The following is a 21,095-nucleotide window of genomic DNA, read 5'->3' as shown; positions in this document are numbered from 1 at the left end:
TGGGCTAGATTTGTGATCAGGCTTACAGCCTTCAGAATCAGTAAGAATGAACAATACATACAGTTACTCCCGCAGGCACAGCATTTCCGGCACAGGCACTTTTGTGGTCGTGCTGATAGCTTGTATTGCCTGCTGGGTCGTAAGCTACTTCAATTCGATCGGTTATCCGGTATACGGAGAGGTGACAGCCCCTCCCCTGTGGAACGCCATCTGCCAGGTTCTGCCTGGCAAGGCTTTTACGTATACCATAGGTATGCTGTTGATGTTCGGGGGAGCTTTCCTGCTCCACCGGGCCAACTATATCCTGGTGCTGATCCGCGAAAAGACGCTGCTTCCTTTTCTGTTTTATGTACTGTTCATTAGTACCAATCCGGACTTCCTACCGTTGAAGTCCACCTCACTCGGCGTATTCTGCCTGATCCTGGCTATTTACCAACTATTCACATCCTACCATGATCCCTATGCCAAAAGCAACGCCTATAATGCCGCCTTGCTGATCGGGATAGGTAGTTTGTTATGGGTACATATCCTCTGGTTCATTCCGATCTTCTGGATAGGGATGTATAATTTCAGGACCCTGAATATCCGGACATTTATCGCATCCTTATTGGGTGTAGGCACTGTTTACTGGTTCCTGCTGGGCTGGTGTGTCTGGTTTCGCGATTTCACGCCATTCACCGTTCCGTTCGCAGGATTGTTCAAAATACGTTTCCTGATTGCTACCGGAATCGGACTGCTCGACTGGATAGCGATTGCTGCCGTGGCTCTTTTAACGGCGGTTTCCGCCATCAATATCATTACGCACGAATATGAGGATGTTTTACGTACACGCCAATTCTTATCCTTCCTTATCGTCCTGTCCGTATGGGCGTTTGCGCTCTATTTCATTTACGAACAGGCTTCGGAAGAGTTTCTTGAAACAGCCTGTGTCCCGGCTTCGATACTGATCGCCCATTTCTTCACCGTTATGCGCGGCAGGATCATCTTCTGGACATTCTATTCGACCATCGTGCTTTATTTTGCCCTCTTATTCTTACGTATATGGAATTTCTTATAGAATATGGATACATCGGGGTGTTTATTGCCTCTTTCCTTGCTGCAACCATTCTGCCTTTCAGCAGCGAAGTCGTACTGACAGGCGTACTGCTAGCCGGTTCAGCCTATTGGCCTTGCATGATTGCCGCCACACTGGGGAACTTCCTGGGTGGCATGAGCTGTTACTGGCTTGGTATGTTGGGGAAAGTGGAATGGATCGAAAAATACCTCAAACTGGATGCCAAAAAGCTCCAAAAGGTACAGGACTGGATCGCAGGAAAAGGATCATGGATGGGCTTCTTCGTCTTCCTCCCCGGTATCGGTGACTTCATAGCGGTAGCATTGGGCTTCCTCCGCGCCAATATCTGGATCGTTGCCATTTCGATGTTCCTGGGCAAGGCCATCCGCTATTGGGTGTGGATGGAGTTTGTTTATAAGGTGCAGGGGATGTTATAATCCTATCAGAGACACTTCTTATTATCCCAAAGATAACTACACAAATTAATTGCCATCCGGGTCTCAGCCATCTCGACATCCAGGTGTGCATATTGCTAAGACCCGGGTGTTAAAAGACGTCAAAAGGGGATCTCTAGAGAATGTATTGCTTGACCAGACAAAAAACAGCCACTATCTTTACGAACAATTCATAATAACCTAATAAAGACTATAGTTCATGGAAACGCGATTACTTATTTACCTTTTATTTCTCCCATTGCTTTTATCTTGCGGGGGAAAACAGGAAAGTAAAAACTATACACTAGTACCAAGCGATAAAAAGATAACCTTTCCCCTTGATACGAAAACGTTTCCTTTCATGATGTGCGTATTACCCTATACTGATGCGGGCGGGAAAGAATATTTCACCCTTCAATGCCGTGATAGCAACACCATCCATTTTTACGATATGGATTCGGGCAGACATGAGTTTGAGATCAAGGTTGAGTCCGATGGACCGAACGGAGCTGGAAGGATTTGCGGCTATTATATCCATACCCTTGATAGCATCTACCTTACTTCCCATTATGCAAATAAACTCACTCTGATAAACCGGAAAGCAGAGATCATCAAACGCATTCCTATAAAAAAGAGCCGGGAAGGTATCCCTCTACAAGCTGCAAACTTTTTCGTACAAGGTGGAGAGGCGCTATTGCAGGGCGACTCCCTCTATTTCATAGCCACAGCAAACAGATGGATAGACCACGACCCTATTGCAGCCGTCATCAACATACAAACGGAAGAGATACATACCTATCCTCCTGAATATGACACCTTTCCGAATCAAAACAATCAGAAAAGAGCGAGTTGGGAAGAGTCCATGCAACGCTGCTTCAATGGGACAAACTTCGTCTATTCCTTCTACTACATTGAAGATCTGCTGGTAGCCTCTCCTTCACAGATGGAAATGACACGCGTATCGGCTAAAAGCCAATACATCAGCCAGCCCAAGCTATTAGACGACTATGGCAATCTGACTTTCCAGGATGGAGCGGAGAATCCGAACTATGGCGGTATCCTATACGATCCTTACCGCGAAGTCTACTACCGCATCGCCTACCCTGCCACGGAGATTGGTCGTAAGCTGAAAGACCGGGAAGCAATGGAACTGCTTCAATTCGGTAGAAAGAATTTCTCAATCATGATACTCGATAAGGACTTCCGTCTGCTCGGCGAAACGATGATGCCGGACTATACTTATAACTCAAACCTCCTGTTCGTACGTGAGGATGGATTATATATCTCAGCCTCGCATACTTTCAATGAGAATTATAGTGATGAAGAGCTCTGCTTCCAGCGGTTTGAGCTGAAAGCAGAGTAAGCGTTATTCCGCCAGCCACTGGCGTAGCTGCGTCAGAATCTTTTCCTTGATGTCTTCGGGCATATTGCTGATGCGTGAACGGTGGCTGCCGCGGGGCTGGAAATAGACTTGTTCGTTTTTCTTTCCTTTGAAAACCGGAGCATGTGCAGCTGTCCACGGATCGATCTCGCCATAGATAAAGATCATCTTCGGGTCGTTATCCTTCAGGAAGTTATATATCTTATGATAAAGAGCCGGACGAAATTCCACCTTGTCTACCAATTCTTTCGGAAGCATGATACGGTTTAAGTATCCTTTACTGCTTTCTATAGTCAGATACTTTTTAAAGGGCTTTGTGTCGTAGCCATAGTAACCCAGTTCACGGGCTGCCTGCACAAAGAATGAGATATTCGGCTGGTTTTCGGCAAAATAATCAGGACTGCTGATATCCATCAGATGATCGAATAGCACTTTCGTTTCAGCATGTAGAGAAGGGATAACGGAAACAGATGTTCCCCACTGCCACAAGGCGAAAGGATATTCCAACACGCAATAATCCAGCACCTCCGCTATCGGAATACGGTATTCCAAGCCTTTCTCTTTAGAGAACGATTCGAGCAAAGGGAGCATATCGGCCTTACGTTTCAGTACTTCCAGCTGAAAGCTTTCTATCTTCTTACGCTCTTTTTTCGTACCTACCTTACGGAGAAACGGTTCGTGCCGACCGTCTTCCACCCCCTTGCACAGCGGACCTACATACGGTACTGAAATATCTACATCGTCCGGGAAAAATGCACGGTAAAGCATAGTAGTCTGTCCGCCCTTGCTGATGCCGGTGCTGATCCATTTGCCGGTATAAAGCTGTTTAAATGTCTGATTGACGTTATGCAGGTCGTAAGCGGAGTTCTCGGCAGTCAGATAATCCCAGTTGCAGGGTTCGGGAGTGGATTCCAGAAAATAGCGGTATTCCACGAAGACGAGGTTGGCATCGAGCAGCTTCGTCAGTTCTTCCTGATATTTGGGATTCATGGCATACGCACCTCCGTAGCCTTCTGTTACGATAACGGTCGGACGGTCGAAGCCGACATGTCCGATAACGACACGCTGGGTAAAAGTTCCCACTTCCGGATGCTTCGGGTCGATAGGTTGGGTGATACGCACCAGGTACTTTTCCGGATAGACATCCGATTCGAGTTGTTCGATATTAGTGATTCCCTTCAGGGAGGCAAGCTTCTCTTTCAAATCTCCCGGTGCAGCAAAGGCAGCCAGGGTACAAAGAAAAGAGAGGAGCAGAAGATTGAATGTTCTTCTCATGGTTTATCTTTCTTGTTGTTTATAATTTTTCGTTTGTTAGCGATCGTCCGGATCAAGCCTTCATATTTTGCCCGTTTGACAGCTGACTTGGCAAAGATACGATTATAATCTTCACGGGTAAAGTCCGTCAGGTCTTCTTTTTTAAAGGAAAGGAAGGCGGGTGAGGGGATAAAAGTCTCTTCACGGGTAGGAACAGCAAAGCGGTTCCAGGGGCAGACCTCCTGACAGGTGTCGCAGCCGTAGAGGCGGTTGCCCAGGCGGGAGGCAAGCTCGGAAGGGATATCTTCTTTATGCTCGATAGTGAGGTAAGAGATACATTTGTTTGCATTCAAATGCCTGGCGGACTCCAAAGCCCCCGTCGGACAGGCATCGAGACAACGACGGCAATTGCCGCAACGGTTCTCCTGGGGGCTGTCGTAGTCGAGTTCCAGCGTAGTGACAATCTCACCGAGGAAGAAGAAAGAGCCTTTACCGGGGATGATAAGGTTGGTATTCTTGCCAATCCAGCCAAGGCCGGCTTTCCAGGCCCAATAACGTTCGAGAAGAGGTGCGGAGTCGGTGAAAACCCGAGCTTCAAGGTTTTCCGGAGCAGATGGATTACCTCCCTCCTGCCCCCTCTCAAGAGGGGAAAAGTTACTCCCAGTCACTACCTGTTGTCCGAAAGAATCGAGTGCCTGAGGGAAGGTTGGAAGAAGTTCTTCCGTGATGTATTGCCAGAGTTGACGGAGCTTGTCTTTCAGGACGAGGTGGTAATCCTTGCCATAAGCATAGTAAGAGATGCGGGGGGCATCGGGAGATTGCTTCTGTGCCGGATAATAATTAAGGGCGACAGAGATAACCGAACGGGCACCTTCGACCAAGCCGGCAGGGTTCAGACGGATATCCCGGTAGTTCTCCATATATTTCATCCCAGCATGACATCCTTCTGCTATCCAACGGTCAAAAAACAAAGCTTCGGTGTCTGCAGATGCCACTTCAGCTATTCCGCAGGCATCGAAGCCTAATTCTTTTGTTTTGTTCTTTATTTGGGCAGACAGGTTCATTGCATATTGGCACATTACCCCATTGACACATTATTCAAACACCTTAAACGTATACCCTTCCTGCTGCAACCATTCAATGGCACGAGGCATGGCTTCACGCATGTTCATCTCGGCTTTGAGAGAGTCATGGAAGACGATGACAGAGCCGTTGCGGGTATAATTTTTCACCACATTGAAAACACCGTTCGGAGTCATATGCGGACTGTAATCGCGGGTCACCACATCCCACATGATAATCTTGTATTTCCTTCTGAGGGCCACTACCTGCGGGAAACGCATATGTCCGTGCGGTGGTCTATACAGGTCGCTGTGGATATATCCGGCAGCCTGCTCAATGTCATCCAGGTAGTTCTTCGTCCAATATTGAAGCCCCTGAATATGATGGAAAGTGTGATTGCCTACCCGGTGTCCGCGATCGAGCACCATCTGATAAACTTCAGGATGCTTGCGGACATTATCTCCTACACAGAAGAAGGTCGCCTTCACACCATATTTGTCGAGTATATCCAAAACCCAAGGGGTAACCTCGGGAATAGGGCCGTCGTCGAAGGTGAGATATACACACTTCTCCTTGGCCGGTATCCGCCAGATTACCCCTGGGAACAGGACCCTGTAGAACCAGGGCGGTTGTTCTATAAACATATGTTACTTATTTCCGCGAACCGAACCGTAAGCCATCCGGTAGTTGTCAAACTCTTCCTGATACTTCTTAGCAAATTCGGGGTTATAATGTTTGCTGACGGCCAGCACTTGCTGCATGACGGCCAGGTTATGTTCCAACTCTCTTGTCACAGAAGCCAGCTGAGACGGTTTCAGACGGAAGAACCAGTCGATATTACGCATAGCATTCTCTGCAATTCCGGTAAATACCTCTTCAGCCTTTTCATCCTGGTCGAGTGCATAATAAAGCTCACCCGTAGAAAGTGCCGTGTAATCCAACGGAACGTTTTCCGGTGGCAATACTTCCATACTCTTGTTCAACACGTTCAATGCTTTCTCATTCTTACCTTCTTTCAGCAAGTCTTCAGCCAGTTTATTGAACAACGCCATACGGTAGCTCTTACACATACGCATCACATTCTCATCCAGGTAAATACCAGGTTTATCCACGCCACCCCACTTGAATTTGTTCATCACGTTATCGTACATCTTCTCTGTGTTGGTACCTTTGTTCGCCTGCTTCGGAACGATCTGATATGCCAGACCTGTCTGTTCGAAATAGCCGTCCAGACCGACAAACTGATCAGGATTTACAGTGATCGCATAGTAAATAGGACGTTCCCAGTTGTTGGTCTGCAACATATCCAGGATGATCAACTCTTGTTTACCCAGTGCAGTCTTACCTTTCAGGTTGATAGTCATTTCTTTCAGCATGTCGGTAGAGTCGGCAAGACCCTTCGCCATAGCTGTAGCCGAATCGACTTTATAGATCAATGTCTCTGAAGGAATATAATCGAGTTCCTGGTTGAATCCCGGTATCTTCTTGAATTTCGGGTCATTGCTGCGTACGAAATTCAAACCGGTGTTCAGGTCGATAGGCTTATCCATCATCGGAACGATATAGGCTGCATCGCGTGTACCCTGTATATAATCCGCACGATCCCACGAAATAGGCAGCGGTGCCGATTCGTAAGCCTGCTTCTTCATCTGGTCGATATACCAGTCTGTCTGCAGATAGCTGGTGTTACATACACGGACATCAGTACGGATACCTTCCACTTCCTGCGCATACCACAACGGGAATGTATCGTTATCGCCATTGGTAAAGATTACTGCATTCGGTTCACAGGATTCCAAATAGTTAGCACCGAAATCACGGCAAACATAACGTCCTGAACGGTCGTGGTCGTCCCAGTTTTGTCCTGCCATCTGAATAGGAACGAACAGGCATAATACGGTAGCGATGGAACCGGCAGCTACAGCAGGTAACTTTCCATACTTCTCGATCAGTTTGGCAAGCGCCGCGACACCGAATCCGATCCAGATACAGAACGCATAGAAGGAGCCTGCATACGCATAATCTCGTTCACGCGGCTGGTACGGTGTCTGATTCAGATAAAGCACGATAGCGATACCAGTCATAAAGAACAGGAAGAAAGTGATCCAAAAACTCTGGATACCACGCTGGCCGGAATAAGCCTGATACAACAGTCCCAAGATACCGAGCAGAAGCGGCAGCATATAATAGACATTATGTCCTTTATTGTTCGCGATATCGGACGGCATGTTATCCTGCGGACCGACAAGCACCTCGTCGATCGCCTTGATACCGGTGATCCAGTTACCGTTCATCACCTCGCCATTTCCCTGGATATCGTTCTGACGTCCGGAGAAGTTCCACATAAAGTAACGCCAGTACATGAAGTTCAGCTGATAAGCGAAGAAATAACGCAGATTTTCGGCAAACGTCGGTTTCATCACCGTCACATTCTCACCACAACGGTTGAACTTCACAGGTTCTCCCTTAAACTGCGACCATTCCTTATAAGCTCCCACATGGGCATCGACATTACTGTACATACGCGGGAAAAGCATATTCAGCTCATCCACATATTCATAATCGACATCATGACGGGAAACGAAATATTTATCCTTTTCATTCGGATCTTTCTTGATCACACGGCTCCATACAGCTTCACCTTCCTTAGTGACAGGTGCACAGTTTCCTCCCTGGTTCTCACGTTTTACCTCCGAAGCAAATGTCTGTCCGTAGATCAGCGGTGTCTTACCGTACTGTTCGCGTGCCAAATAAGAACGCAATGTGAAGATATCGCTCGGTGCATTTTGGTTCATCGGAGTATCCGCCGTTGCACGGATCATCGTCAGTGCATAAGATGAATAACCGACAACGATCACCATCAGGCAAACCAAAACCGTGTTAAGCAATTTGATATTCACCTTTTTGCTCATGAACAGGTAAGCTGTCAGTGCAGCCGTCAGGATCACAGCGATCACATAACCGCTACCGATGAACGGAACACCTACCAGCACGATCGATACGATAAAAGCGATCTTCATGCGCACCGGATTTATCTCATCGCGCATCGTTTCCCAAATAGCCCAGATCAATACGCCGGCCAATGCGATCACATAAGCAAAGACACCCGAGTTGTAAGGCATACCCAGTACATTCACGAACAAGAGTTCGAAATAACCGCAAACCTCGACCAGTCCCTGAACGACACCATACATCATCAATCCGACGATCGCAAAAGAAACCAGCAACGCATAGATGGTCCCTTTCATCGTAGGATTCGGGAATTTCTTATAATAATAAACCAGCACGATAGCCGGGATACAAAGCAAGTTCAACAGGTGGACACCGATACTCAACCCCATCAGGTAAGCGATCAGCACGATCCAACGGTCGGCATGCGGACGGTCTGCCGCCTCTTCCCATTTAAGAATCAGCCAGAAAACCAATGCCGTGAACAGAGAAGAGTAAGCATATACTTCACCTTCTACCGCACTGAACCAAAATGTATCGCTAAAGGTATAAGCCAACGCACCTACCAGACCGCTACCCATGATCGTAATCATTTTGCCTAATGAGATTTCGTTCTCATCGTTCACCATGATCTTACGTGCCAGGTGCGTAATACTCCAGAACAGGAATAAAATGGTCAGCCCGCTAAACAGTGCCGACATCGAATTCACCATTTTAGCCACCATGGATGTATCCGAGGCAAGTTGCGTGAACAGGTTAGCCGTCAACATAAAGAACGGTGCTCCGGGCGGGTGCCCTACTTCCAGTTTAAAAGCTGAAGAAATGAACTCACCACAATCCCAGAAGCTGGCAGTGGGTTCCATAGTCATCAAATAAACGGTAGAGGCGATCAGAAAAACAACCCACCCCAACACGTTGTTGATTAGTTTATACTTTCTCATGTTTGTATAAAGTGTGATAATTAATTGTCAAAATAAGCTATCCTCACACGGACAGTCGGCCGCAAAGGTAAGCATTTACGTTTAATACCAACGCCTTAATACCTCATAAATTGTATTGAAGAGATTAGAATTATATTAAAAAAAGTCTGATTTTTAAGTGACTGAAGATGACATTTGTATGACAGGAATGTCAGATAGCAAAAACCGCCATTTCATCAAGCGCAACTTACAAACACACTCGTTTTCTCCCGTTTGTAAGTTATGATTAAAAGTAAGGATGTAAAATTTCCGAGTATGGAAGAATAGATTAATGCCGAAACATACTTAGACTAAATCGTGTTTTTACCGAATGGGAATGATAAATATTCAATAATTATCCCTACGTGGAGAACAATTCCCTGCATTGTGTTGTATATTTGTCTCTATCCTTATTGGTTGCCGATAATTATCGACAGGCCTGCTCACAATTGTCGACAGGCTTGTTCATAATTATCGACAGGCTTGCCCACAATTGTCGACAAGCAATTATGTCGGCAGGAAACCAGAGTGACATCACATTGTTTTTACAGACACATTAGTATAAAACAAGAATAAGAATGGGAATAAAATTCAAAGTGCATGAGACACCGCAGCCGAAGAATCGGCCAGGGAAGAAATTAAGTCATGCACGGGCAGTATCCGACGGTACAGCAAAAATGGACTATCTATGCAAAATGATCTGCTCCCGGTCTACAATCTCCTCGGCAGACGTAAAAGCGGTGCTCGACTCTTTTGCATGGGCCATCACCCTATGCCTAAAAAGCGGGCAGCATGTGGAACTGGAGGAACTGGGATATTTCTCACCTTCACTTCGTACCCAGCCGTCGGCCGACGGAAAGAAAATGACGGTTATGGTGGACGGAGTAAATTTCCGTTGCTCGGAAAAGCTGAAAGAAGGATTAAGAGATGCAGAACTCGAACATGTTAAAACTTCGGCTAAGCTGACACTCGACGAACGGAAAAAGAAGATGCTGGATTTCCTGCAACGAAACAAGCGGATTTCAACACTCGACTATGCAGAATTGAACGGCTGTTCACGTTATCGTGCCACTGCCGATATAAAACTATTTGTCGAAAAAGGTGTTCTTTCTAAAATAGGAGGCGGAACGCATGTCATGTATGTATTACCGAATTAATAATGAATAAAATAATTAATAACCGAATGAAACAAAAACGATTTTTAATCTATTCCCTGTTAAGTTTCTTCTGCCTCTTCCAACTGGCAGCACAACAGGAAATGCAACCACTGCCTATCGATCCGCAGGTTCGCTACGGTAAACTGTCGAACGGATTGACGTATTATATCCGTCACAACGAACTTCCCAAAGAACGGGCCGACTTCTATATTGCGCAAAACGTAGGCTCCATGTTGGAAGAAGAGAACCAGCGCGGACTGGCTCACTTCCTGGAACACATGGCTTTCAACGGATCAAAAAACTTCCCGGATAAAGGAATGGACGAATTCACCGAGAGTGTAGGTATGCGCGGCGGCGAAAATTTCAATGCTTATACCAGCTTCGATGAGACAGTGTATATGATCATGAACGCTCCGGTCACCCGTGAAAGTGTAGTAGACTCCTGCCTGTTGATCCTGCATGACTGGTCGGGCTTCATCATACTGGCCGATTCCGCCATAGAGAAAGAACGCGGCGTGATCCGTGAAGAATGGCGTACACGCCAAGATGCGCAGGCACGTCTCTGGGAACAGCAACTACCGAAGATGTATCCGGACAGCCGTTATGCCCACCGCATGCCGATCGGAACGATCGATGTGATCAACAACTTCAAACCGAACGAACTACGCGACTACTACCACAAATGGTATCGCCCCGACCTACAGGCCATTATCATCGTTGGCGACATCGATGTCGATAAAGTGGAAGCAGCCGTTAAAAAGATTTTTGCCGATATCCCGGCTCCGGTAAACCCGGCTCCCCGCGAAATGTTCGAAGTGGCAGACAACGATATGCCGCTGATCTCCATTGCCACCGATAAGGAGGCTTCAAACACGATCCTGTCTATCTTCTACAAACATGAAAAGATGCCGCAGGATATGTATAGTACGATCGCCGGAGTGGTAAAAGATTATATCCAGAGCGTAGCAGCCACGATGATGAACGAACGTTTCAACGAAATGGTGCAGAAAGCCAATCCCCCGTTCGTTGCAGCACAAGCTTCAGACGGCGATTATATGATATCGAAAACAAAAGGTGCCTGGTCGGTAGCCGCATTGGTTAAAGACAATGAAGTGGACTCTGCCATGAATGCGCTGGTCACAGAGACAGAACGCGTAAAACGTTTCGGTTTCACTCCTTCTGAATATGATCGGGCACGCATTAATGTACTCAAACAATACGAATCGCTCTACAACGACCGCGACAAACAACGTAACAGTGCCTTCACCAACGAATATGTACGCCACTTTACCGAAGGTGGATATATTCCGGGTATTGAAACGGAATACGCGTTGATCGGGCAGATCGCCCAGGCTGTTCCGGTTGAACAGGTCAACAAATATATCCAGGATATGATCGGCGACCGGAATATCGTTATCAGCCTGACCGGCCCGGAAAAAGAAGGTGTCACCTATCCTACCGACGAACAGCTGCTCCGCGATTTTATGAAAGCGCAACGCATTCCGGTAGAACCTTATAAGGAAACACTTTCGAACGAACCTTTGATCTCGGAACTACCAGCCCCGGGTAAAATCACGGATAGCAAAGAAGATCCGTTGTTCGGTGCCACCGTATTGACCTTAAATAACGGCATTAAAGTAGTATTGAAACATACCGATTTCAAAAAGGACGAGATCATTATGACGGCAACAAGTCCAGGTGGAAGTACCTTATTCGGAAATAAGGATATCGACAACCTGAAAGTATTCAACGAAGTCATCGACCTCGGCGGTTTGGGAAATTTCTCGGCAATCGACCTCAACAAGATGCTGGCCGGCAAGAAAGTATCCTGTTCTACTTCGCTCGGAATGGATAGCGAAAACGTAAACGGCTCCTCCACTCCTTCCGACCTGAAGACATTATTCGAATTGATCTACCTCAATTTCACGGCTCCGCGTATGGATGAAGAAGCGTACAAATCTTTTGAAAACCGTATGATTGCCCAGCTGAAAAATGTGGAACTGAATCCGATGGTAGCCTTCAGCGACTCACTGACGAAAGCGATTTATAATAATAACCCGCGTGCCATGCGTATCGATCCGGCCGATTTCAAGAATATCAGCTATCCGCGTATCATGGAAATGTACAAGGAACGCTTCGGCGATGCCTCCGGTTTTGTCTTTACTTTCGTAGGAAACATCAATACCGACAGTATCCGTCCATTGGTAGAACAATATCTGGCAACTCTGCCCGCCAACGGTAAAATAGAACAGGGAAATATAAAAGAGGTTCCGGCCATCCGTAAAGGTGAATACGTAAATCGTTTCAAACGTCAGATGGAAACCCCGAAAGCTTCCGTCGTAAACTTCTATTCCGGAGAAATGGATTACAACCTGGAAAACATCATCACGGCCACCATGTTGAAACAGGTGCTCGACCTGGTGTATATGGAAAAGGTACGTGAAGAAGAAGGCGGCACATACGGTGTACAGACCTCTGCCCGTATCTCTTCTTTCCCCAAAGGACAAACCTTCCTGCAGGCTTATTTCGACACCGATCCTGACAAACGGGAACAGATGAACACAATCGTACGCAACGAACTGAAACGTATCTCCGATATCGGTCCGCGTCCGGAAGATTTCAAAAAGACGCAGGACAATATCCTGAAACGTCATGCAGAGAACCAACAGGAAAATGGTTACTGGCTGAATACGCTGGATAATTATTACTACAAAGGATTCGACGCCGCAACGAAATATGTCGAAACAGTCAACAGCATCACTCCTGCCAAAATACAGGCCTTCACCAAAAAGCTACTTGCCCAGGGAAATAGTATCGAGGTGGTGATGGAGCCGTAATACGATATAACATTCGCCAAATTTAAAATAGGACGGAACTCGTATGAGATACTGTCTTATTTCAAATTTGGCGATTTTAACCTTCTGTTATGATATCCCACTTCCGTACCATCTACCACCAAAAAAAACTATCGGAAACATCCTTTATCTGGTCAAACGTTTTTGTTCGCCCACCGACTGTCTTTTTCTTCCATTTTATTGTCTTCTTGTTCTAGCATAAATATCGAAAATAAATCTCGTAAAGTCTTTTTTTAGCAAAAAAACAATCTTGCAAAGTTCTTTCTGAAGCAAATATCCCAGAAATTTTAAAGAATTACTCTATCTCTGTTCTTAAAAAATGATATGCAGGAATCATTTTTATCCGCTTACCATCTTTCTCGAAAGAGTCACTTTGGCTCATTGTAACGATTATTCCTTCCGAAAGATGCAGAGTGGTCATTGCCTCCGTTAATCCGTTCAGTTCACGTTCAAAATTCAAATCATCAATATGGTAGCACACCTGAACGGCCAGTTTTATTGTAGAACGGTCGAAGACTACAAAATCACACTCCCCTTTATTGGCAAAAAAGAATATCTCTTTGTACTTACGGCGCAGATGCAGATAAACAAGGTTTTCTAAACGCCGTCCAAAATCATCTGTAAACGACATCGACAGTGCCGTAACCAATCCCGTATCTATCGCATAAACTTTTTTAGGATTGCGGCTCTGCGTTTTTAATGAATAAGAGAACTGTGGGACAAATTCAACCAAATAGGCATCCGATAGATACGAAAAATATTCTAAAATGGTAGACGGTGCTTTTACCCCGAACAACCCCGTAAGTTTATTTGCTGCTACCGGTTTCCCTATGTTTGAAAGCAAATAAAGAGCCAGTTGTTTGAGAGATGACACATCCCGGATCGATTGTCTTATGGCAATGTCCCTTACCAGTATATCATCCATCATCGTTGTCAGGATCATCTGCATGTCGGTTTTTACATATTCCGGTACACCACCGATACTTAAATATTGTTTCATCGAATCCTCTGAGGCTTCCAGTTTTTTGTACTCCAAAAATTCATTATAGGAGAATGGGAATAGCTCCATCGGGATATGGCGACCTGTCAAATGTGTACCCAACTCCTTACTGAGCAATGAAGCATTCGAGCCGGTAATGAAAACCTTGAAACTTTCACGTAATAACTGATGAACAAACACATCCCACCCCTTGGCAAGCTGTATCTCATCGAAAAACAATACGTCCACCTCTCTTTTCTTTATCTCTGCATGCAAGCGTACAAAGTCAGAAGTATCAAAAGAGACCAGACGAATATCCTCAAAGTTGCAATAGATACTCTTTTTATACTTCTGATTCAGCAGTTGAAGCAGTATGGTGCTCTTGCCACAACGTCTCACTCCGGTTATAATGGTAGCAAAATTATCTACAATAGGTATCTGAGACAGAGCTTCACGAGGAAGTTTATCATCAATTTTAAGAAAGTCTACCTGTTGAGCGTCTATGACCTCTGCGATTTGCTCTTGTCTTAACATAGTGTGAACGAATTAGTTTCCACAAATATATGTGTTTATTTCGATAACAACAAAAGAAGTCTTTTGCTGTCATCAAAAAATGAACAAGTTTTCTCATATTTTAAATTAGTGATTTTATTGGAATATCGTTCTCCTTATTTTACTTTTGTAGTGAAAACTAAAATAACGAGTGCATAAAACAATTAGGAAATCGATCAACCAACGTTTTAAAAGAGATTACAGGTGGAAAACATGGACGGATCTATATCTTAAAAAAATATGTAGAGATATTCAAATAATATAAAACTACGAATATGAGAACTTTATCTTATTTATTTTCTATCCTTATTACTTTTTTGTGTATCAGTTTTAATGGATATTCGCAAGAATTGACAACCGAACTAAACACTGGTTATAAAGTGGGAGATTATGAAGTGTTTGTATTTACCGAAGGTTCAGGAGATGCGGAGACGGACTTATTGATAGACGCGCCGGCAGATATAACAGCTAAATATGCTCCAAACGGAACCTTCCCGATCGCAACAAACGTTGTATTGATAAAAGGGAAAGGCAAAGTATGGCTCATAGATACCGGCTACGGATGGAAAATTTTCGAGCAAATGAAGAACCTTGGTGTTGAATACCAGGATGTAGACCAAATACTATTGACACATATGCATGGAGACCATGTAGGAGGAATGCTGTTGGATGGAAATCCTATTTTCGTAAACTCATCGATAGCCGTAGGCGACAAAGAACTGGCTTATTGGAGCAGTAATGTAGAAATGAACAAATTCCCGCCCGACCAGCGCAAAAATTTCCATACAGTGCAGAAGATAAAGGAGCAATACGGTACGAAAGTCAAAACAGTACAAGCTCTTGCGCTCGACGGGGATTACGGTGACGGCATCTTCCCGATAGAGGCCTACGGACATACCCCGGGACACATAATGTATCTCATCTCCGACGGCGGCGAAAAGCTACTGGTATGGGGAGACCTGACACATGCCCTAGCTATACAGATGCCACACCCCGAGATATCTATCACCTATGACGTCGATCCCGACATGGCACGGGAAACACGCCTCAAAGTGTTGGAATACCTAGCCGACAAGGACATCACTGTAATAGGGATGCATGTTCCGGTTCCACAGCCGGGAAAGATTGTGAAAGATGAAATTTCCGGAGGATACAGGTTTTTATCAAAACTAAAATAGCGTATCCATCTGTTTCATGGGAGTACACATATAATCTAACGAAAAAGTAACTAAAAAACAAATAAAGAGGATAAAGTCATCCTCTTTTTTTATCTTTGATCCGTAAACCTTAAATCAGACAACAATGTATATCAGGATAATACTATTATTTATCATTCCTTCATTCGTTTGTTCAGGATATGCCAACGGGCAATCAGTATCCGAAAACATCGAAAAAATGCTGCAAAGCCTTGACTCGCTTCTTGCTGAAAAAGAGACTTTTGTCGTTGCCAAAGAGAAACGGATCGAAGAACTGAGAAAAATGGAACAGAAAGTTCAGACGGAAGAAGAGCAATACTGGATGAATAAACTGTTCTATGAAGAATTTATGGTATACGACAGCGATTCGGCATTAAGTTACATACATAAAAACCTGAATATCGCCCGAAAACTGAACAATCCACAGTGGATCGCACAATGGAATATCGAACAATCTTTTATATTATCGGCTACCGGATTCCTGAAAGAAGCACTGGATGCTTTGAATGAGATAAATGTAGATAATCTGTCATCTTATGCCAAAACGGATTATTACGGACAGATGATGTATCTTTATTCGCATTACGGCCAATATTCCGGGGAAGATTCCCAGCAAAGTATACTTTATTATGCCCAGGAAAAGATATACCGGGATTCTATTTTTTCCAGTATACCGGATAATCATCCCTATTATTTATGGTACAAAGGATGGCAGTATAACGGAACTCCTATGGCAGAAGAGGCAAAAGAACAGTTGAGATTATCGCTTGCTTCTGCTTCGTTCGATTCCAGAAAGGAGGCCATGAATGCATATATTTTAGCAATAATGAATAGAGACGAAGGTAACGAAGAGGAATATCTTCGTTACCTCATCTTATCAGCCATGGCTGATATCCGGTCGGCAAATCATGATATCGCATCATTGGAAGAACTGGGAAAAACCCTTTTAGAAAGAGGTGCCATAGACCGCGCCTATTCTTATCTCAATTATTGCCTCGGATGTGCACAGCTATATAAAAACAGGATACGTATGATCGGTATTTCCTCTGCATTGGACGCCATCCATAAAACCTATGAACAAAGAAATAAAAAACAGGAAGCCGATTTACGCCGCTATCTATTCATTGTAAGTACGTTATTGTTGGTTCTGCTTGCAGCCATATTCTTCATCGGATTACAAATGAAACGGCTGAAAGAGTCACGAAAGAAACTGAACAAAGCCAACCAGAGCCTGAATAAACATGTCGAAGAACTGGAGCAGGCTCATGAACAACTGGCTGAAGTGAATAATCAGCTCCAATCATTGAACGAACAATTATTGGAAACCAACAATAAACTGACGGAATCAAACTATGTCAAAGAAGAATATATCGGTTATGTATTCAATATATGTTCAAACTATATCAGTAAACTCGATGAATACAGGAAAAATATAAACCGGAAGATCAAAACCGGTATGATAGACGAAGTGAAAAAGATGACGGATAGTTCTTCAATGGCTTCCAATGAACTAAAAGAATTTTACCGCAATTTCGACGCCATCTTCCTGCATATCTATCCGGACTTTGTTTCCGACTTTAATGCATTGCTCGAACCGGATAAACAGATCATACCTAAAGAAGGAGAATTATTAAATACCGAACTACGTATCTATGCATTGGTCCGTCTGGGAATCAGCGACAGTGTAAAAATAGCCGAATTCCTCCATTGCTCTGCCCAGACAGTCTATAACAACCGGCTGAAAACACGCAGCAAAGCAATCGTACCCAAAGAACATTTTGCAGAAATTGTAAAATCTTTAGGAAAAATAGAGCGCTAAAACAAACTTGAAAGCCTCCTTAACCTGATAAAATAACTTACTTTTTACAGGCTCATAAAATCCATAAAATGCTATTTATCAATAATATAATAAATACCACGACTTACTTCTGCTGTTTACCAGACTATTGAAGCCCACGAACCACACTTTACTTTTGCAAATACAATAAAAGTAAAAAACGATTAGTATGTTAACTTTAAAATGTATTTATCTTATGAAGAACATTTTATTTAAACGGAGGTATTATGGAGGTATCATCCCCATCTTATGCCTGTTATTATTATTCCCGACACTTGCATTCGCCCAGAAGTTCACGATCAGTGGACAAGTAAAAGACACTCAGGGCGAACCAGTCATCGGTGCAAATGTTATTATAAAAGGAACGACCAACGGGACCATTACAGACCTGGATGGTATGTTCTCTATTCCTGACGTTGAGCAAAGCTCCGTCCTGGAAATCTCTTTTATCGGTTATACACCCCAACTGGTGAAAATTTCTGATAACAAACCGTTAATCATAACACTGGCAGAAGACAGCCAGGCACTGGACGAAATTGTCGTTGTGGGTTATGGTGTTCAGAAAAAGAGTGTGGTAACAGCGGCTATCAGCCGTGTAACAGCCGACGAACTGAATGCAGCCAAACCTTCCCGTGTGGAAGATGCGCTGAAAGGAAAAGTTTCCGGCGTACAGATCACACAAAGTTCCGGCCAGCCGGGATCAGACTCTAAAGTGCGCATCCGCGGTATCGGAACGGTCAACAACAGCGATCCGTTATATATCGTAGACGGTATGCCGGTAGACGGTGGTATCAACTACCTGAACCCGGTGGATATCCAATCTGTCGAGATCCTGAAGGATGCTGCATCGGCAGCTATTTACGGAGCCCGCGCAGCCAATGGTGTTGTACTTGTAACGACCAAGAGCGGTAAAAGCGGTAAAGCGACGATCAACTACGATTTCAGCTACGGATGGCAGAATCCCTGGAAAAAGAAAGCAGTCCTGAACGCACGCGAATACATGACTATTATGAACGAAGCACAGGTGAACGACGGAAACGCCCCTCTTTACTCGCAGGAAGAAATTGCTTCCGCAGGTAACGGAACCGACTGGCAGGATGCCACTTTCAACTATGACGCTCCGGTTCAGCAACATCAGGTAAGTATTAACGGCGGTAGCGACAAAATGCAATATTTCCTTTCTTTAGGTTACTTCAATCAGGAAGGTATCGTCGGCGGTGACTACGGTAAATCAAACTACGACCGCTGGAGCCTTCGTTCTAACTCTACCTACGAAGTGTTTGAAGCACAAGACCGTAAATTCCTCAACAAACTGAAGGTAGGTGTCAATATCGGTTACTCGAGAGGTACGAATTCTACTGTCGAATCCAACTCGGAATACGGTTCTATCCTGGGTAGTGCCATCACGTTCTCTCCCCTGGTTCCTGTTTATGCTAATGAAAAAGAATCGGCTGAAATCCTGGCAAAATATCCGACAGCTGTCGTAGACAAAAACGGACGTGTATTTTCTTTGCCGCCTTCCGGTTATCAGGAATTGGCCAACCCGGTTGCCCAGTTGAATGCTCCTTCCGTAACAAAAAATAATGAAGACAAGTTCGTCGGCTCTTTCTGGGCTGAACTGGATGTACTTCCCGGACTGAAGTTCAAAAGCAGCTATGGTGCCGACCTGGCATTCTGGGGTGCCGACGGATATGGTTTCGAATATTATATGGGCTCCATGAAGAAAAACGAACAGAGCTGGGTACAAAGCGAAATGAACCGTGGCTACAGATGGCAGGTAGAAAACGTATTGACCTACAATAAAACATTCTTTGAAAAGAACAACCTGACAGTCGTTTTAGGACAGTCTGCACAAAAATACTCAGTTCGTAAACTGGGTGGCAGCGACTACGACCTGCTTGAAACAGACCCGAACAAGGCTAATATCAACTCTGCTACCGGCAGCCGCGACGACGAACGTACATGGGGTGGCACGGATGGTTACAACTTTACTGCCCTGGCTTCTTATTTCGGCCGTATCGATTATAACTACGACGAACGTTATATGTTGCAATTCACAATGCGCCGCGACGGTTCTTCCCGCTTCGGACCCAATCATAAATGGGCTACATTCCCGGCATTGTCTGTCGGTTGGAATGTGTTGAACGAACCTTATATGCGACAATTCCAGAGCGACGTATTCAATTCTATGAAGGTACGTTTCAGCTGGGGTAAGAACGGTAACGAAAATATCGGTAACTTCCGTTATACAGCCCTAATGGATGGCGGACAAAACTACTATTTCGGTGGAGGTTACAGCGTAAAAGATAACGGTAAAACCGGAACAATGCAATACGGTTCTTCACCGGCAGCTATTGCCAATCCTAATATCAAATGGGAAGAGTCGGAACAGATCGACCTCGGTTTCGATGCCCGCTTCTTCAATAACGGTTTGAATTTCGGTTTCGACTATTTCAAGAAGAAAACAAACGGAATGTTAATGGACAAACCGATCCCAAGCTACGTAGGACAAAGTGCTCCGATGAGTAATGCCGGAAAAATGCAGAACTGGGGACTTGAATTCGAACTGGGCTGGAAGTCTTCTGTCAAAGATTTCAACTATTCAATCAGCGCCAACGCTTCTTACCTGAAAAACAAGCTGATCGACCTGGGTAATGCTTCCGGTCTGGCAACTTACGAAAGTGCCGGTGCATCCGGAGTAGGTGAATATGTACGGGCAACCAACGGGGATGTCTGGCCTTATTTCTACGGGATGAAAACGGATGGTATCTTCCAGACCTGGGACGAAGTAAATACTTATACGAACGATAAAGGCGAACTCTTACAGCCGAAGGCACAACCCGGTGACGTTCGCTTCGTGGATACGAATAAAGACGGAGTGGTAGACGATACCGACAGAACAAAGATCGGTAAAGGGATGCCCGACTGGACATTCGGTTTGACACTGGGCGCAGACTGGAAAGGATTCGACCTGAATCTCTTCTTCCAGGGAACTTTCGGAAACGATATATTCGACTTCGCACAACGTGGCGATATCCCGGCAATGAACCGTCCGACATGGATACTCGACAGATGGATGGGTGAAGGTTCTTCCAACTCTATCCCCCGCATGACAGCCCAGAACCCGAACGGAAACTGGCGTTCTTCCGACCTGTATGTAAAGAACGGATCTTATGTTCGCCTGAAAACAGCCCAGCTGGGATATACCCTGCCTACTATATGGACTAAGAAAGCGTCCATACAAAGACTAAGAGTATATGTATCGGCAGAGAACCTGTTCACATTCACCGGTTACGACGGTTTCGACCCGGAACTGGCCTCCGGCAATTATACTACGATCGGCGTGGATAAAGGTATCTATCCGCAATCAAGAACGATCTCTTTAGGAGCTAATATCACTTTCTAACATTTAAACGTATTTATCAT

Annotated in this window: 13 protein-coding genes; 8 read left to right on the top strand and 5 right to left on the bottom strand. The window is 44.8% G+C overall.

Features of this window, described 5'->3' with window-relative positions:
- The first annotated feature begins 46 nt into the window (after positions 1-46).
- The 3 genes from DXD68_RS13865 (at position 47) to DXD68_RS13855 (ending at position 2,851) form a co-directional block, all read left to right on the top strand.
- Positions 47-1,057 carry a hypothetical protein gene (locus DXD68_RS13865; protein ID WP_122362159.1) on the top strand — a complete coding sequence of 337 codons (1,011 nt, stop codon included), beginning with the start codon at positions 47-49 and terminating at the stop codon, positions 1,055-1,057.
- On the top strand, positions 1,042-1,491 hold the full coding sequence (locus DXD68_RS13860; protein WP_122362158.1) for a YqaA family protein: 450 nt from the start codon (positions 1,042-1,044) through the stop codon (positions 1,489-1,491). The genes DXD68_RS13865 and DXD68_RS13860 overlap by 16 nt, the downstream gene beginning before the upstream one ends.
- 217 nt (positions 1,492-1,708) lie before the next feature.
- Entirely contained in the window at positions 1,709-2,851 is a 1,143-nt protein-coding gene (locus tag DXD68_RS13855) for a DUF4221 family protein (RefSeq protein ID WP_122362157.1), read from the top strand.
- Between the two features lie 3 nt (positions 2,852-2,854).
- Here DXD68_RS13855 and DXD68_RS13850 read toward each other — a convergent pair whose 3' ends face one another.
- From DXD68_RS13850 to DXD68_RS13835, 4 genes are read right to left on the bottom strand one after another with little or no spacing between them, the layout of a single operon-like run.
- Entirely contained in the window at positions 2,855-4,144 is a 1,290-nt protein-coding gene (locus DXD68_RS13850) for a S28 family serine protease (protein WP_122362156.1), read from the bottom strand.
- The gene (gene queG, locus DXD68_RS13845) at positions 4,141-5,187 is read right to left on the bottom strand and encodes a tRNA epoxyqueuosine(34) reductase QueG (protein ID WP_122362155.1); all 1,047 of its coding nucleotides are present in this window, start codon (positions 5,185-5,187) and stop codon (positions 4,141-4,143) included. The genes DXD68_RS13850 and queG overlap by 4 nt, the downstream gene beginning before the upstream one ends.
- Before the next feature lie 30 nt (positions 5,188-5,217).
- Positions 5,218-5,829, bottom strand: coding sequence for a polysaccharide deacetylase family protein (locus tag DXD68_RS13840; protein WP_122362154.1), 612 nt, complete (start codon positions 5,827-5,829; stop codon positions 5,218-5,220).
- A gap of 3 nt (positions 5,830-5,832) precedes the next feature.
- Positions 5,833-9,075, bottom strand: a complete 3,243-nt coding sequence (locus tag DXD68_RS13835) for a DUF2723 domain-containing protein (protein WP_122362153.1) — start codon at positions 9,073-9,075, stop codon at positions 5,833-5,835.
- Positions 9,076-9,671: 596 nt separating this feature from the next.
- Here DXD68_RS13835 and DXD68_RS13830 point away from each other — a divergent pair.
- Together DXD68_RS13830 and DXD68_RS13825 are read left to right on the top strand one after the other, a co-directional pair.
- Positions 9,672-10,250, top strand: coding sequence for an HU family DNA-binding protein (locus tag DXD68_RS13830; RefSeq protein ID WP_122362152.1), 579 nt, complete (start codon positions 9,672-9,674; stop codon positions 10,248-10,250).
- A gap of 26 nt (positions 10,251-10,276) precedes the next feature.
- Positions 10,277-13,087, top strand: coding sequence for a M16 family metallopeptidase (locus tag DXD68_RS13825; RefSeq protein ID WP_122362151.1), 2,811 nt, complete (start codon positions 10,277-10,279; stop codon positions 13,085-13,087).
- Between the two features lie 313 nt (positions 13,088-13,400).
- Here DXD68_RS13825 and DXD68_RS13820 read toward each other — a convergent pair whose 3' ends face one another.
- On the bottom strand, positions 13,401-14,618 hold the full coding sequence (locus tag DXD68_RS13820; RefSeq protein ID WP_122362150.1) for an ATP-binding protein: 1,218 nt from the start codon (positions 14,616-14,618) through the stop codon (positions 13,401-13,403).
- A gap of 293 nt (positions 14,619-14,911) precedes the next feature.
- Between DXD68_RS13820 and DXD68_RS13815 the strand changes: the two genes are divergently transcribed.
- The 3 genes from DXD68_RS13815 (at position 14,912) to DXD68_RS13805 (ending at position 21,075) form a co-directional block, all read left to right on the top strand.
- The gene (locus DXD68_RS13815; protein WP_122362149.1) at positions 14,912-15,814 is read left to right on the top strand and encodes an MBL fold metallo-hydrolase; all 903 of its coding nucleotides are present in this window, start codon (positions 14,912-14,914) and stop codon (positions 15,812-15,814) included.
- A gap of 124 nt (positions 15,815-15,938) precedes the next feature.
- On the top strand, positions 15,939-17,651 hold the full coding sequence (locus DXD68_RS13810; RefSeq protein WP_122362148.1) for a DUF6377 domain-containing protein: 1,713 nt from the start codon (positions 15,939-15,941) through the stop codon (positions 17,649-17,651).
- A 214-nt stretch (positions 17,652-17,865) separates the two neighbouring features.
- Entirely contained in the window at positions 17,866-21,075 is a 3,210-nt protein-coding gene (locus DXD68_RS13805) for a SusC/RagA family TonB-linked outer membrane protein (RefSeq protein ID WP_122362253.1), read from the top strand.
- The last annotated feature ends 20 nt before the right edge of the window (positions 21,076-21,095 follow it).

The sequence above is a fragment of the Parabacteroides sp. TM07-1AC genome (genome assembly GCF_003480915.1).
Taxonomy (GTDB): Bacteria; Bacteroidota; Bacteroidia; order Bacteroidales; family Tannerellaceae; genus Parabacteroides; species Parabacteroides chongii.
The sequence above is the reverse complement of the archived record's forward strand: the minus strand, read 5'-3'. Positions and strand labels throughout refer to the sequence as shown.

What these genes read in the sequence shown, in the direction of transcription:
- DXD68_RS13815 (WP_122362149.1), top strand. Translation starts at nt 14,912, where the DNA reads ATGAGAACTTTATCTTATTTATTTTCTATCCTTATTACTTTTTTGTGT.
- DXD68_RS13820 (WP_122362150.1), bottom strand. Translation starts at nt 14,618, where the DNA reads ATGTTAAGACAAGAGCAAATCGCAGAGGTCATAGACGCTCAACAGGTA.
- DXD68_RS13835 (WP_122362153.1), bottom strand. Translation starts at nt 9,075, where the DNA reads ATGAGAAAGTATAAACTAATCAACAACGTGTTGGGGTGGGTTGTTTTT.
- DXD68_RS13830 (WP_122362152.1), top strand. Translation starts at nt 9,672, where the DNA reads ATGGGAATAAAATTCAAAGTGCATGAGACACCGCAGCCGAAGAATCGG.
- DXD68_RS13810 (WP_122362148.1), top strand. Translation starts at nt 15,939, where the DNA reads ATGTATATCAGGATAATACTATTATTTATCATTCCTTCATTCGTTTGT.
- queG (WP_122362155.1), bottom strand. Translation starts at nt 5,187, where the DNA reads ATGAACCTGTCTGCCCAAATAAAGAACAAAACAAAAGAATTAGGCTTC.
- DXD68_RS13865 (WP_122362159.1), top strand. Translation starts at nt 47, where the DNA reads ATGAACAATACATACAGTTACTCCCGCAGGCACAGCATTTCCGGCACA.
- DXD68_RS13840 (WP_122362154.1), bottom strand. Translation starts at nt 5,829, where the DNA reads ATGTTTATAGAACAACCGCCCTGGTTCTACAGGGTCCTGTTCCCAGGG.
- DXD68_RS13805 (WP_122362253.1), top strand. Translation starts at nt 17,866, where the DNA reads ATGAAGAACATTTTATTTAAACGGAGGTATTATGGAGGTATCATCCCC.
- DXD68_RS13850 (WP_122362156.1), bottom strand. Translation starts at nt 4,144, where the DNA reads ATGAGAAGAACATTCAATCTTCTGCTCCTCTCTTTTCTTTGTACCCTG.
- DXD68_RS13855 (WP_122362157.1), top strand. Translation starts at nt 1,709, where the DNA reads ATGGAAACGCGATTACTTATTTACCTTTTATTTCTCCCATTGCTTTTA.
- DXD68_RS13825 (WP_122362151.1), top strand. Translation starts at nt 10,277, where the DNA reads ATGAAACAAAAACGATTTTTAATCTATTCCCTGTTAAGTTTCTTCTGC.
- DXD68_RS13860 (WP_122362158.1), top strand. Translation starts at nt 1,042, where the DNA reads ATGGAATTTCTTATAGAATATGGATACATCGGGGTGTTTATTGCCTCT.